This is a genomic window from Hymenobacter armeniacus (genome assembly GCF_014699055.1).
Taxonomy (GTDB): domain Bacteria; phylum Bacteroidota; class Bacteroidia; order Cytophagales; family Hymenobacteraceae; genus Hymenobacter; species Hymenobacter armeniacus.
On record NZ_JACXAC010000007.1, the window covers coordinates 82,931 to 96,445 of the forward strand.

A 13,515-nucleotide genomic window follows, 5' to 3' on the forward strand; every position below is an offset into this window, starting at 1 on the left:
CCTAAACGGATTTTGTGCCCAAAATCTTATCGGGGGTGATGGGCAGGTCGCGCACGCGCTTGCCGGTGGCGTGGAACACGGCGTTGGCCACGGCGGCCGATACGCCCACCATCGAAATCTCGCCGATGCCCTTCACGCCCATGGCGTTGATGTAGGGGTCGTGCTCGTCGATGAATTCCACGGTCATGTCCGGAATGTCGGCGTTCACCGGGATGTGATAATCTCCGAGGTCGGCGTTGGTATAGCGGGCGTAGTGCGGGTCGCGGGCGGTGGCTTCCATCAGGGCCGCGCCGATGCCGAAAATGCTGCCGCCGATAATCTGGCTGCGGGCCGTCTTGGCGTTGAGAATCCGGCCGGCGCCGTGCACGCTCACCCAACGCGTGACGCGCACGGTGCCCAGGTCGGGGTCGACCTGCACCTCGCAAAAGTGGGCGCCGAAGGAGTGCATGGAATGCTTGCCGGCTTCATCCTTGTGGGCGTCGGGGGCAGTGGCGGCCGACTGCCCGGCCTCGTAGCCGGAGCCGTATTTGCCCTGCCCGCTGCCTTCAATGTCGTCGATGCCGGCGCGCTTCATCAAAGCTTTGAAATCTTCGCCTTTCGAAGCGTCCTTCTTCAATTGCAACCGGCCGTTTTCCATCGCCACATCCTCCGCTTTGGCCTTGAAAAGCGGTGATTTGGGGTCTTTGATGGCCATTTTGGTGAGGCGCTCCCACACGTCCTGCGCGGCCATGTAGACGGACGACGACACCGTGCCGGCCGCCACCGAGCCGCCTGAGTTGGGCGCGGTGGGCAGCTTGGTATCGCCTAGTTCGAAGCGGACTTTGTCGGGCGCCAGGCCCAGCGAGTCGGCGGCTACCTGCGTCATCACGGTGTAGGTACCAGTGCCGAGGTCGGTGGCTCCGGCCTGCACCACGGCGTGGCCGTCGGCGTAGAGGCGCACGCGGGCCGTGCCCTGCGAGTTGTGCACCGGGTAGCTGGCCGTGGCCATGCCGTAGCCCACCAGCAGGCGGCCATTTTTCGTCACGCCGGCTTTGGGGTTGCGCTTGCTCCAGCCAAATAATTCGGCGCCGCGGGCATAGCACTGCCGCAGGCTTTTGCTGCTCCAGGGCTGGCCCGTGCTCGGGTCTTTTTCGGCGTAATTCCGCAGGCGAATTTCGATGGGGTCGAGACCCAATTGATAGGCCAAGTCGTCCATGGAGCACTCAATGGCAAACGAGCCCGGCGCCTCGCCAGGGGCCCGGGTGAAGGTGGAAGTCATCACATTGGCGCGCGCCAGCTCGTAGTGCGACTCAAACGTGGGGCAGTCGTACAGCAGATTGATGATTTTGCTGTTGGCCTCGGCGTAGTTGTCCCAGGGCGAAGTAGTGGACGTTTTTTCGTGGATGAGGGCCAGCAGCTTGCCTTCTTTGGTGGCGCCCAGGCGCAGGGTTTGGGTCTGGTCTTCGCGGTGGCCCATGCTCGTGAACTGCTGCTTGCGGCTCAGCACCAGCTTCACCGGCCGGCCCACGCCCTTGGCCGCCAGGGCCGTGAGCACGGTGTGAGGCCAGCACGAACCTTTGCAGCCAAAGCCGCCGCCGAGGTACTTCGTCACGACCCGCACCTGGTCTTGGGGCAGGCCCAGGTAGGCCGACAGGGACTTCTGCGTGCGCGTCACGCCCTGGGTCGATTCGTACACCGTCAGCCGGTCGGGCGCTTCCCAGATGGCCGTGGTGGCGCCCGGCTCCATGGGGTTGTGGTGGTTGATGGCGTGCGTGTACACGGCCGTGAGCTGCACGGGCGCGGCGGCCATGGCGGCCTGGGCATCGCCGCGGCGGGTGTAGCCGTCGGCCTTGCCGTCCTGGATTTTCTCGGGGTTGAAGCGCTGCGCCCGTTTGTCGGTGTAGGCCGCAATGGGGGCTTCGGCGGCGTAGCTCACGCGCACCAGGGCAGCGGCCTGGGTGGCGCGCTCAAATGTGTCGGCCACCACCAGGGCCACGGGCTGGCCGGCGTAGTGAATAGCGTCCGAGGTCAGCGGCAAGAAGCCCATGGGCGCGCCGATGGCTTTTTTGCCTTCGGCGTCGTTGGGCGTTTTGGCGGGCTTGGGCAGGTTGAGGTGCGTGAACACGGCCAGCACCCCGGGCTCCTTCAGCGCCGCGCTGGCGTTGATGCTTTGGATGCGGCCCTTGGCGATGTCGCTGGTTTTGAGCACGCCGTAGGTGAGGCCCGGCAGCGGGTATTCGGCCGAGTATTTGGCCTTGCCCATCACCTTGTCGCGACCGTCCACGCGGTTTAGCGGCTTGCCCACCACGCCGGGCGTGGGCGAAGTTTCGAAAAAAGCGGGTTCGTGTTCCATGACCGTTGGGATTGATTAGGATGACCTACCAGGCCGTCGTGCAGAGCGCAGCGAAGCATCTCGCTTGGGGTAGCACTTCTTCAAATTTGATTAGTGGCGGCACGCGAGATGCTTCGCTGCGCTCTGCATAACGGCCTTTCTACGCGGCCGATAATTCCAGCAGTGCCCGCACCAGCGTGTTTTGCGCCAGCTCTACTTTGAAGCGGTTTTGCTCGCGGGGCTGGGCGTCTTTCACCGCCGCCGCGGCCGCCGCCCGAAACGTGGCCTCGGTGGCGGGGGCACCGGTCAGAATTTTCTCGGCCGCCACCGACCGCCAGGGCTTGGTGCCCACGCCACCCAGCGCCACCCGCGCCGTCCGAATCTGCCCGCCCTGCACATCGAGCCCCACGGCGGCCGAGGCCAGCGCAAAAGCATACGAAGCCCGGTCACGCACTTTCAGGTACATCGACTTGCGGGCGTGGGCCGCCGCTGGCACCGTTACCGACACGATGAGCTCGCCGGGTTCCAGCACGGTCTCGCGCTGGGGCGTGTTGCCCGGCACCACGTGGAAATCGACCAGCGGCACGCGGCGTTGCTTGCCTTTGGCATTTTCGAGCAGCAGCACCGCATCCAGCGCCGCCAAGGCCACGCCCAGGTCGCCGGGGTGGGTGGCAATGCAAGCCTTGCTGCCGCCCAAAATGGCCAGATTGCGGTTCTCGCCCTCCTGGGCTGGGCACCCGGAGCCCGGATTGCGCTTGTTGCAGGGAAAAGCAACGTCGCGGAAATATCCACAGCGCGTGCGTTGTAGCAAATTGCCGCCGATGCTGGCCATGTTGCGCAGCTGCGGCGAAGCCGCTTGCAACAACGACTGGGAAATGACGGGGTAGTTCTGCACCACCAGCGGGTGCTCGCCCACGTCGCTCATGCGCTCCAGCGCCCCAATGCGCAAGCCGTCGGCCGTCTGCTCGATGCCTTTGAAGGGCACCAGGTTGATGTCGACCAGTTCGCTGTGGTTTTCCACGTTCAGCTTCATCAAATCGAGCACCGTGGTGCCGCCGGCTATAAAAGCCGCGCCTTTGGTGCCGGTTACGGCGGCCGTGGCGTCCTTGGCCGTGGTGGTGGAGAGGTAGGAAAAGTTGTTCATAACTCGATTCTGATTACAGAAAGAACGTCACGTCTCGGCGACGCTCGACGTGACGTTTTACCCCTTAAATCCGCTCTTTTCTACCTCACGGATGGCGGCCACGATATTGGGATAGGCCCCGCAGCGGCACAGGTTGCCGCTCATCCACTCGCGCACGTCGCCGTCGGTTTTGGCGTGGCCCTCCTTGAGGCACGCCACCCCCGACATGAGCTGGCCCGGCGTGCAGTAGCCGCACTGGAAGCCGTCGTGGTCGAGGAATGCCTGCTGCAGCGGGTGCAGCTCTTCGCCTTTGGCCAGTCCCTCCACGGTCTTTATTTCTTTGCCCTGCGCCATCACGGCTAGGGTGAGGCAACTGTTTACGCGGCGGCCGTCGACCAGCACGGTGCAGGCGCCGCACTGGCCGTGGTCGCACCCTTTTTTCGAGCCGGTGAGGTCGAGGTGTTCACGCAGGGCGTCGAGCAAGCTCACCCGCGGCTCAGCCTTGATGGTGCGCAAGGCACCGTTGACTTTCAGGCGCATCTCGCTCACGCCCTCCACCTTTTTGGCCATTGCCGTGAGCCGCTCGGCCTGGCCCACCAAGGGCGGAGCCAAAGCCAGTCCCAGCAGTCCAGAGGCTTGCTTGATAAAGGTGCGGCGGCCGTCGTCGGAGGCCGCCAAGCCGTTGCCGGTGGCAGGGGTCAAATCATCAGTCATGGCGCAAGGGGTTAGCCGGACTGATAATACTAGATTGAAGGCGTAATGGTTGGCAGAAAGCGTGTTGGAATATATAGATGCTCCGCTCGGTGCGCCGGTTTTTGCGCCGGCTCGCCTTTGGCTTCTCAATCGGCTACGCTCCCCGCGCCCGCCTTATTCGCAGCGCACGTAGGGCCGCATCTTTTCCCAATCAGCGGGCTTGAGGGTAGGCAGCTGCTTCAAGTCCTCCACCGATTTAAAAGGCCCGTGCTGCTGCCGATAAGCCACAATGACCCGTGCCCGCGGCTTGCCGATGTAGGGCTGCAAATACAACTCATCGAAGGTGGCCGTGTTCACGTTCACGGTTTTGGGCGCGAAGCCAGGCGCGACATAAGTGTATTTCTTGAGGCTGTCGCGCAGGTCGGGGGCGTCGCGCAGCACAAATACCTCGTCCAGTTGGTCTTCGCGCAGGTAGCCGCCCAGTTGGTTGCGGTACTTCACCACCCACTTGGCCCGCCCCGCACCAATGCCGCGAATCTGCATCAGTTGGGTGGTATCGGCCTGGTTGAGGTCGAAGGGCTGGAGGTGGCGGGGCTTGCGGGGAAATTTGGAGGCAGCAGGGTCGCCGGCGGCAAAGGGCGGGAATTTGCCATCGGGGCCCGGCCGGTTGGCGGCGTAGTCGCGCCGCGGTGCTTCATCGGGCAGCTGCATAAACGGCGCCAACCGCTGAAACACCGAGTCATCGAGCCCATACATCTTCTTCACCTGCGCCTTGGCTTTGAAGCCGCCGGCGGCCTCGCGGTACTTCACGAGGCGGGCGGCCACAAAGTGCGGCACGCCCCGCGCTTCCCAGCTTTCGGCCGAAAGGGCGTTGGGGTCGAAGGGACTGAGGCGCACCCGTGGCACGGCCGGGTAGCGCGGCGCATTGCGCTCAAATTTCCGGAACTCGCGCCGAGGGTAGCGCGAAGCAAAGCCTTGCTCCACGGTGCGGTGGTCTTTGAGCTGCGCAGCCAGCTCGTCGACGCCCTTTTGGTCGGCTTCGGGCAGATAAACGGGCAGCTCGGGCCGAAGCAGGAGGGGCGCCACGACGGTGAGAAGCATGAGGCTCAGCAGGCCCAGCAGGCCCCTGGCCTCGCCGCGCGAGTAGCCGAAGGAGCGGCGCACCCAGCGCATGGGGCGCGAGTCGTCCCAGGACCAGCGGGGGTGGGGCGAAGGCGGCGGAGCGGCCATGGAAGGTGCCCTTGAGGGGGCGCGAATGAGGTAGAAGAGAGAAAGAGCTTCCGGCAAAACGCCCTTGCCCGCGGCCGGAAAAGCAGAAGCAAGTATAAGCCAAAAACCCATACGCCAAGCCGTTTGCCACGCAGCCCGGCCGATGGGCAAGGGCTTGCTCATCAGCCGGGCTGCACGGTTGGGCCTGACAGCCGGGGCTTAGCCGCGGGGGCGGGCCGTGGCGGCCGACTTGGCCACCTTGGGCTCGGCGGCCGGCCGCTTGGCCGGCGTGCGCGCCGGGATGCCCGGGGCTTTGGTTTCGAGCGCCACCCAGTCCTGAATTTTCTTCAGCGCAATGGGCGAGAAGGTGGCTTGCTGCTGGCCATTCACCAGCGGCCATTGGGCCGGCGAGGGCTGAAACAAGTGGTTCACGCCATCGAGCCGCACCGAGGTCACGTCGCGGTGGGCGCGGCGCAGGCCGCGGTGCAGCAGCGTCATGTTGCGGCGGGCCGATACCTGCAGGTCGGCCGTGCCGTTGAGCAGCAGCACCGGGCTCTGCACCTTGGCAAGCTGCACCTGCGGGTCGAAATCGAAGAAATAGCGGGCCCAGGGCGAGGTGAGTTGCACGGCGCGGGCGCGGGCCATGGCGGCGTCGAAGCCCGTGTTGGCGCCGCTGAGCAGGCTCACCACTTTGGCACGGGCCGCCGCGTCGTCGGCCGTTTGGCGAATCACGCTCACCGTGCGCTGGTACACGTCCTGGGCGGCTTTCACCTGGGCGGGGTCGGCCCCAATCAGGCGCATGATTTCGCCCTGCTGGCGCAGCAGCACGTTGTAGCCCGGCTGCCCGTAACCGGCCAGCGACACCACAAAAGCCGGCGCCCGGCCCGGCGCGGCGGCCGTGAGCAGGGCCACGTTGGCGCCTTCGCCGTGCCCGAGCAGGCCCACCCGGCCCGCCGCAATGAGCGGCCGCGTGCGCACAAACGCCAGCGCCGCCTGGGCATCGCTCACGAGGTCGGCGGTGGTGGCGTTGGCGTACACGCCGCCGCTCTGGCCCACGCCCCGGTCGTCGAAGCGCAGCACCGCGATGCCGTGGCGGGTGAGGTAGTCGGCCAGCTGGCCAAACATGCGGTAGCCGGTCACCTCCACGTCGCGGTTTTGCGGGCCCGAGTCGGAGAGCAGCACCACGGCCGGAAACGGTCCTTCGCCGGCCGGCACGGTGAGGGTGCCGCCCAGCTTCTGCCGGGTGCCAGGGTTCTGGAAGCTAACCTGCGATTCGCGGTAGGGCGGGGCAATGCGCAGCTTGGTGGGCGCCGCGCCGGCCAGGCTGCGCGTGAGCACCATGGCCGATTTCACGCCCGGCTGCGTCCAGGTGCCGCTGAGCTTGGCACCGCCTTCCAGCACCTTGCCCACGAAGCTGCTGCCGGCCTGCTCGATGCGCAGGGTGAGGTCGGTGCCCTTCAGGTCGACTTCCACGGGCATGCGGCTGATGCGCTGCTGGGGTGCGTCGAGGGCGCCGTAGTAAGTGCCGTTGGTGAGCGGCACGATGGTGATGACCACCGTAATCTGGCCGCCAAGCAGCTTCAGCGGACCCTTCCACTGGCCATTGAGCGGGGCAGCGGCGGCGGGTGGGGTAGCTGCCGAGGCACTGAGCGTGGAGGTAACGAGAAAAATGGCGGCAAGTAAAAATCTTATCATGGAATCAGACTATTCTAACGTGGCTCTAATAACGTCTTACGTAATTCAAGCCTGAAAAGTACAGAAAAAGGATAGCCTGGCCAATAAAAAAGCAACTGATGCAAAGCCTACCAACAACACGGCCCGACCTGGGGGCCGGGCCGTGGAGCGGTGTTTCTGAAAAGCAGCTGAAGCTTACTTATTGGTATGCTGCGCAATCCAATCGGCGATAAGCTGCAGGGCGGCGGGTGAGAAAGTTTCCTCGATGGTACCGTATTCGCCGATGCCTCCGGTGGTGGCGGTTTGAAAAAGATGGTTCAGGCCGGGCAGCTCTTTCGTGGTCGCGTCGCGGTTGCCGCCGGCTTTGAGGGCGGCCGCCGTCGCGGCCAGGTTGCGGGTGGCGGGCACCTGCACGTCCTTGCTGCCGCCGAGGGCCAGCACCGGGCAGCGCACTTTGGCCAGCGTTTGGGCCGGGCGGTCGGCCAGCAGGTGCCGGTAGAAGGGCGACACCATGTTGGCCAGCTGCGGCTCCAGCGCGGCCTTTATTTCCGGGGCATTGGTGGGGTTGTAGAGGGCCGTGAGCTGGGCGCGGGCCTGGGCGTCGTCGGGCGTTTTTTGAACAATCTGCGTCATGGCCCGCGCTTGTTTTTCGACGGCGGCCAGCTGCGCGGCATCCGTCGTTTGCAGGCGGGTGAGGGCCAGCGACTGCTGCACAATCAACTCATCGCCCGCAATGCCGGGCGCCGCCAGCAGCACCAAAAAATCGGGCCCCGCCGGCTGAATGGCCGCCCCAATGGCTGCCGTGCCGCCCTCGCTGTGGCCCAGCACGCCCACCTGGTTTTTGCGAATGCCCGGCTGGGCCCGCAGCCAGGCCAGCGCAGCTTGGGCGTCGGTGGTGTAGTCGGCGCTGGTCATGTTTTGCTGGGTGCCGCCGCTCTGGCCCACGCCGCGGTCGTCGAAGCGCAGCACGGCGATGCCGCGCCGGGTGAGGTAGTCGGCCAGCACCGCGAAGGGCTGATGGCCGAAGATGGTTTCGTTGCGGTCTTCGGGGCCCGAGCCGGTGAGCAGCACCACCGCCGGAAAAGGGCCCTTGTCGGCTGGCACGGTGTAGGTGCCGGCCAGCGTCACGCCGGCCTTCTCGTTTCTGAACGTGATGTCGGCCGACTGGTAGGGGAAGGGCGGTTGCGGCGTTTGGGGGCGGCGTAGGGCGGGCTTTGCACCGGTGGCGCCCCGGGCCAGCGTGAGCGGAAAGGCGCGCAGCCCCTGCTGCCATTCGCCCAGCAGCTGCTGGCCGTCGGCCGAGCGGCGGCCGGCGAAGCGGGCTTCGGGCTGGGCGAGGCGCAGGTACACGCTGTCGCCGGGGGCGGTGAACTGCAGGGGTAGGCCCTTGGCCTTTTGGGCCGGGATGTCGAGCGTGGCCGTGCGTGGCCCGGCGGCCGGGTCGGTGAGGTGCAGGATGAAGTCGATGGGGCCGAGCGCGCCGTTCCAGTCGCCGGTGAGGCTGGGGCGGACCGTCTGGGCGCAGGCACCGAAGCTGCTGAGCAGCGCGGCGGCAGTGCCGAGGAAGAAGCGGGTAAGTGTGGGCATGAGGAAGTGGAAAAGCGGTGAACGGGAAGGCAATGCTACGACGCCGCTCAGGCGGATTTTCATGATGCGGAAAAATATTCCCCTCCCGCGCGGCCGTACCTTCGTAACCGCAGCAAATGCCCGCGGCCGAAACCTTCCGGCCCCTCCTCGCTGTTAGTTCGTTTATGCCCAAAAAAGACGCTTTGCAAGTTTCGGCGCCGTCCGACAACGCCATTGACCACCTCGACCCGCGCGAATTCATCCTCATCAAAAACGCCCGGGTTCACAACCTCAAAAACCTCAGCGTGGCGTTGCCGCGCAACCAGTTCATCGTCGTGACGGGCCTTTCGGGCTCGGGCAAATCGAGCCTGGCATTTGACACCTTATATGCTGAGGGCCAGCGCATGTACGTGGAAAGCCTGAGCAGCTACGCCCGCCAGTTTCTGGGCCGCATGGACAAGCCCGACGTGGACTACATCCGCGGCATCTCGCCGGCCATCGCCATCGAGCAGAAGGTGAGCATCAAGAACAACCGCTCGACGGTGGGCACCAGCACCGAGATTTACGATTACCTCAAGCTGCTGTTTGCGCGGGTGGGCAAAACGTTTTCGCCCGTCAGCGGCGAGCAGGTGCGCAAAGACAACGTGGCCGATGTGGTCGATTTTCTGGCCGCGCAGCCCGAGGGCACCCGCGCCATGATACTGGCCCCGCTGCACCGCCCCGACCCCACGCGCGCCATGAGCAAGGAGCTGGATTTGCTCTTGCAAAAGGGCTACAGCCGCGTGGTGGTGAACGGCGAAACCTCGCAAATTGAAGACCTGATTGCCGAAGGCCAGCCCGAAGTGACGGGCGACGTCTTCATCATGATTGACCGAGCCGTGCTGCGCCCCGACGACGAGGACCTGCTCTTCCGCCTGTCGGACTCGGTGCAAACCGCTTTTTTCGAAGGCCACGGCACCTGCCTGGTGCAGATGTCCGGCGCCGACCGCGAGCCCGAAACCCGCACGTTTTCCGACAAGTTCGAGCTCGATGGCATCACCTTCGAGGAGCCCAGCGTCAACTTTTTCTCCTTCAACAACCCCTACGGCGCCTGCCAGACCTGCGAAGGCTTCGGCTCGGTGCTCGGCATCGACGAGGACTTGGTCATTCCGGACAAGAGCATGACCGTGTATGAGGGCGCCATCGCGCCGTGGCGCACCGAAAAGCAGGGCGAGTGGCTGAAGCCGCTGCTGAAAAACGGCATCCGCTTCGACTTCCCCATTCACCGGCCCTACAACGAGCTCAGCCAGGCCGAGCAGCGCCTGCTCTGGACCGGCAACAAGTACTTCCAGGGCCTGGACGCCTACTTCAAGTGGGTGAGCGAGCAAACCCACAAAATCCAGTACCGCGTGCTGCAGAGCCGCTACCGCGGCCGCACCACCTGCCCCGACTGCCGCGGCACCCGCCTGCGCAAAGACGCCCAGTACGTGCGCATCGACGGCCGCAGCATTGCCGATATCGTGCTGCTGCCCATTTCCGACGCGTTGGCTTTCTTCCAGAACATGAGCCTGAGCGAGCACGACGCCAAAGTGGCCGAGCGCCTCGTGACGGAAATCACCAACCGCCTCGGCTACCTCAACCGCGTGGGCCTGGGCTACTTGACCTTGAACCGCCTGAGCAACACCCTAAGCGGCGGCGAAAGCCAGCGCATTTCGCTGGCCACCTCGCTGGGTTCGGCGCTGGTGGGCTCCATGTACGTGCTCGACGAGCCCAGCATTGGCCTGCACCCCAAGGATGCGGAGCAGCTCATCGGCGTGCTGCGCTCGTTGCAGCAACTCGGCAACACCGTGGTGGTGGTGGAGCACGAGGAGAAAATGATGGAGGCCGCCGACCAGATTATCGACATCGGCCCCGAAGCCGGCAGCGGTGGCGGCAACCTCATGTTCCAGGGCACCATGGAGCAGCTGCTGCAGGACACCGAAACCTACACCGGCAAGTACCTGAGCGGCAAAATGGAGGTGCCCGTGCCCAAGGTGCGCCGCCCTTGGCGCAACGCCCTGGAGCTGACCGGCGCCCGCGAAAACAACCTCAAAAACGTGAGCGTGAAGATTCCGCTGGGCGTAATGACGGTGGTCACGGGCGTGTCGGGCTCGGGCAAGTCCACGCTCATCAAGCGCATTCTGGCGCCGGCCCTGATGAAGATGCTGGGCGGCGGCGCTGGCGAAAGCACCGGCAAGTTCGACCGCCTCACCGGCGTGAACGGGCAGGTGACGCACGTCGAGTTCGTGGACCAAAACCCCATCGGCAAGTCGTCGCGCTCCAACCCCGTCACCTACGTGAAGGCCTACGACCAGATTCGGACCCTGTTTTCGGAGCAGCCGCTGGCCAAGGCGCGCGGCCTCAAGCCCTCTCACTTTTCGTTTAACGTCGACGGTGGGCGCTGCGAAGTGTGTCAGGGCGAGGGGCAAGTGAAAATCGAGATGCAGTTCATGGCCGATATTTATTTGACCTGCGAAGGCTGCGGCGGCCACAAATTCAAGCAGGACATTCTGGAAATTAAATTCCAGGAAAAAGGCATCGACGAGGTGCTGGAAATGACCGTCACCGACGCCGTGCAGTTCTTCCAATCCCAGCCCAAAGTGGCCGAGCGCCTCAAGCCGCTCGAAGACGTGGGCCTGGGCTACATCCGCCTGGGGCAGTCGGCCAACACGCTTTCGGGCGGCGAGGCCCAGCGCGTAAAGCTGGCTTCGTTCCTCACCAAAGGCGCTACGCTTCAGCAGGATAAGATTCTGTTCATCTTCGACGAGCCCAGCACCGGCCTGCACTTCCACGACATCAGCAAGCTGCTCACCGCCCTGAACGCGCTGGTGGAGCAGGGCAACTCCGTGCTCATCATCGAGCACAACGTCGACATCATCAAGTGCGCCGACTGGCTCATCGACCTTGGCCCCGAGGGCGGCCTCAACGGGGGGCATCTGCTCTTCGAGGGCACCCCGGAAGACATGGTAAAACTGAAAGATACCAATCACACTGCTCGGTTTTTGGCCGAGAAAGTGTAACGTTGTGGTCTCAAGCGGTTGCCCGTAAGCAACGGCGAGGCGGTTTAATCCGAAGTAATCGGAAGCCGCCTCGCCCGGCGGTGCGCCTATTGGGAAGCCTTGCGCCTAATCCATCCCGCCCACTACGCGCGTAGGTAGTTGAGACCCATCCCGTCTGCGTATGCCCGCCCCCGCCCCCGTTACCGACCATTACGCAGCGCCAACTGCCACGGCCATGGGCCGGGCCTGGCGCTGGCTGACTGCCCTGGCCATTTGGGGCACCATTTTTCTGAACTACTATTCCAACACCCACCCTTTCAATGGCCAGACCATGGGGCAGGTGTCGGCCAAGTACCCCACGCTGCTCACGCCGGCGGGCTACGCCTTCAGCATCTGGGGCCCGATTTTTCTGGGTTTGTTGGTGTATTCGGGGTGGCAGCTGCGGCCGGCCCAGCGCCAGCTCTCGCTTCCGGACGCCCTGGCCCGGCCGCTCACGCTGGCGTGTGTGGCCACCAGCGCCTGGGTGGTGCTGTTTGCCTACGAAATGATATTGCCCAGCGTGGGCGTGATGCTGTTGCTGCTCGGCTGCCTCATTGTGGCCTACGGGCGGGCCCGCCGCCGCATTTTTGCCGATGCGGCCCCGGCGCTGGCCGGCGTGCCCTTTTCGCTGTTTCTGGGCTGGATATCGGTGGCTTCGGCCATCAACATCACCATCGGGCTGCGGCAGCTGGGCTGGCAAACCGCCGAAGGGCTTTCGCTGGTGTTCACCATCATTTTGTTGATGGTGCTGGTGGGGCTGGCCTTCGTCATCAGCCGTGCCTTCCGCGACATGGTGTTTCCGCTGGTGGTGGCGTGGGCGCTGGTGGCCATATGGGTGGTGCGCCTGCGCGAAATTCCGGAGCTGGGCTGGGCGGCCCTGGCCGCGGCCACCGCGGCGGCCATTGGCGGGGTGGTGCTCTCGCGCCTGGGCGCCCGCAAAACGCCCTGGCAGCTGCGCGACGAAGCCGCTGCGGCCATCGAAGCCGAGATTGCGGCTCGCAAGGCGGCCCGGGTCGAGGAGTAGGGCGGTGTGTCCAGCCAGCGGTTTGGCCCGTAGCTTTGCGGCGAAACTCCCATTTAATTCGCCCCGCTACTCATGCGCCAAAACCTCGTTGCCGGCAACTGGAAAATGAACCTGACCTACCCTGAGGCCCTGGCCCTGGTAGAAGAAATTGCCCGGCTGGCCGGGTACGGCAGCGTGGGCGCCAACGGCCTGCAAGTGGTGGTGTGCCCGCCGTTTCCGCTGCTGCACGGCGTGGGCCAGGCTTTGCCGCAGGGCGGCAATTTCCACCTGGGTGCCCAAAACTGCCACCAGAAAGAAAGCGGCGCGTTCACCGGCGAAGTGTCGGCCAAGCTGCTGGCTTCGGTGGGCTGCGAGTACGTCATCTTGGGCCACTCGGAGCGCCGCCAGTACTTCGGCGAAACCGACGAGCTGCTGAGCCAGAAGCTGAAAGCCGCCCTGGCCGCGGGCCTGAAACCGATTTTCTGCGTGGGCGAGTCGCTGGATACCCGCGAGGCCGACGAGACCTTCGACTTCATCGGCAAGCAGCTCACCGACGGGTTGTTTCACCTCTCAAACGAGGAGTTTGCCCAGGTCACCATCGCCTACGAGCCCATCTGGGCCATCGGCACGGGCCGCACGGCCACCAGCGCGCAGGCGCAGGAGGTGCACGCCTTTATTCGGGAGCGCATTGCCCGTGCCTACGACGCCCAGGCCGCCCTCGACACCACCATTCTCTACGGCGGCTCGGCCAATGCCCAGAACGCGCGCGAGCTGTTTGCGCAGCCCGACGTCGACGGCGGCCTCATCGGCGGCGCGTCGCTGAAAGCGGCCGACTTCACGGCCATCATTCAGTCGTTCTGATAGCGAGGCAAGCAGGGGC

Annotated in this window: 9 protein-coding genes; 3 read left to right on the forward strand and 6 right to left on the reverse strand. The window is 64.9% G+C overall.

Annotated features, from left to right (window positions below):
* Position 1: 1 nt before the first annotated feature.
* The 6 genes from IC234_RS20375 to IC234_RS20400 form a co-directional block, all read right to left on the reverse strand.
* Positions 2–2,332 carry a xanthine dehydrogenase family protein molybdopterin-binding subunit gene (locus IC234_RS20375; RefSeq protein WP_190928341.1) on the reverse strand — a complete coding sequence of 777 codons (2,331 nt, stop codon included), beginning with the start codon at positions 2,330–2,332 and terminating at the stop codon, positions 2–4.
* Between the two features lie 139 nt (positions 2,333–2,471).
* Positions 2,472–3,455 carry an FAD binding domain-containing protein gene (locus tag IC234_RS20380; protein ID WP_190928343.1) on the reverse strand — a complete coding sequence of 328 codons (984 nt, stop codon included), beginning with the start codon at positions 3,453–3,455 and terminating at the stop codon, positions 2,472–2,474.
* 57 nt (positions 3,456–3,512) lie between these two features.
* Positions 3,513–4,148 (reverse strand): (2Fe-2S)-binding protein, encoded by a 636-nt coding sequence (locus tag IC234_RS20385; protein ID WP_190928344.1) that lies wholly within the window; start codon positions 4,146–4,148, stop codon positions 3,513–3,515.
* Between the two features lie 153 nt (positions 4,149–4,301).
* Positions 4,302–5,357 carry a ComEA family DNA-binding protein gene (locus IC234_RS20390; protein WP_190928346.1) on the reverse strand — a complete coding sequence of 352 codons (1,056 nt, stop codon included), beginning with the start codon at positions 5,355–5,357 and terminating at the stop codon, positions 4,302–4,304.
* Positions 5,358–5,555: 198 nt separating this feature from the next.
* Positions 5,556–7,031 (reverse strand): alpha/beta hydrolase family protein, encoded by a 1,476-nt coding sequence (locus IC234_RS20395; protein ID WP_190928348.1) that lies wholly within the window; start codon positions 7,029–7,031, stop codon positions 5,556–5,558.
* Between the two features lie 174 nt (positions 7,032–7,205).
* Positions 7,206–8,597 (reverse strand): alpha/beta hydrolase family protein, encoded by a 1,392-nt coding sequence (locus IC234_RS20400; RefSeq protein WP_190928350.1) that lies wholly within the window; start codon positions 8,595–8,597, stop codon positions 7,206–7,208.
* 164 nt (positions 8,598–8,761) lie between these two features.
* On the opposite strand from IC234_RS20400, the gene uvrA reads away from it, so the two are divergent.
* From uvrA to tpiA, 3 genes are all read left to right on the forward strand, one after another.
* Entirely contained in the window at positions 8,762–11,614 is a 2,853-nt protein-coding gene (gene uvrA / locus IC234_RS20405; RefSeq protein WP_190928352.1) for an excinuclease ABC subunit UvrA, read from the forward strand.
* Between the two features lie 160 nt (positions 11,615–11,774).
* Complete coding sequence (locus IC234_RS20410) at positions 11,775–12,656, forward strand: hypothetical protein (protein ID WP_190928354.1); 882 nt, start codon at positions 11,775–11,777, stop codon at positions 12,654–12,656.
* A 72-nt stretch (positions 12,657–12,728) separates the two neighbouring features.
* Positions 12,729–13,496 (forward strand): triose-phosphate isomerase, encoded by a 768-nt coding sequence (gene tpiA, locus IC234_RS20415; protein WP_190928356.1) that lies wholly within the window; start codon positions 12,729–12,731, stop codon positions 13,494–13,496.
* The last annotated feature ends 19 nt before the right edge of the window (positions 13,497–13,515 follow it).

Bases quoted from the DNA above. Each gene is read 5' to 3' on its own strand.
- IC234_RS20375 (WP_190928341.1), bottom strand. From the start codon at position 2,332: ATGGAACACGAACCCGCTTTTTTCGAAACTTCGCCCACGCCCGGCGTG.
- IC234_RS20380 (WP_190928343.1), bottom strand. From the start codon at position 3,455: ATGAACAACTTTTCCTACCTCTCCACCACCACGGCCAAGGACGCCACG.
- IC234_RS20385 (WP_190928344.1), bottom strand. From the start codon at position 4,148: ATGACTGATGATTTGACCCCTGCCACCGGCAACGGCTTGGCGGCCTCC.
- IC234_RS20390 (WP_190928346.1), bottom strand. From the start codon at position 5,357: ATGGCCGCTCCGCCGCCTTCGCCCCACCCCCGCTGGTCCTGGGACGAC.
- IC234_RS20395 (WP_190928348.1), bottom strand. From the start codon at position 7,031: ATGATAAGATTTTTACTTGCCGCCATTTTTCTCGTTACCTCCACGCTC.
- IC234_RS20400 (WP_190928350.1), bottom strand. From the start codon at position 8,597: ATGCCCACACTTACCCGCTTCTTCCTCGGCACTGCCGCCGCGCTGCTC.
- uvrA (WP_190928352.1), top strand. From the start codon at position 8,762: ATGCCCAAAAAAGACGCTTTGCAAGTTTCGGCGCCGTCCGACAACGCC.
- IC234_RS20410 (WP_190928354.1), top strand. From the start codon at position 11,775: ATGCCCGCCCCCGCCCCCGTTACCGACCATTACGCAGCGCCAACTGCC.
- tpiA (WP_190928356.1), top strand. From the start codon at position 12,729: ATGCGCCAAAACCTCGTTGCCGGCAACTGGAAAATGAACCTGACCTAC.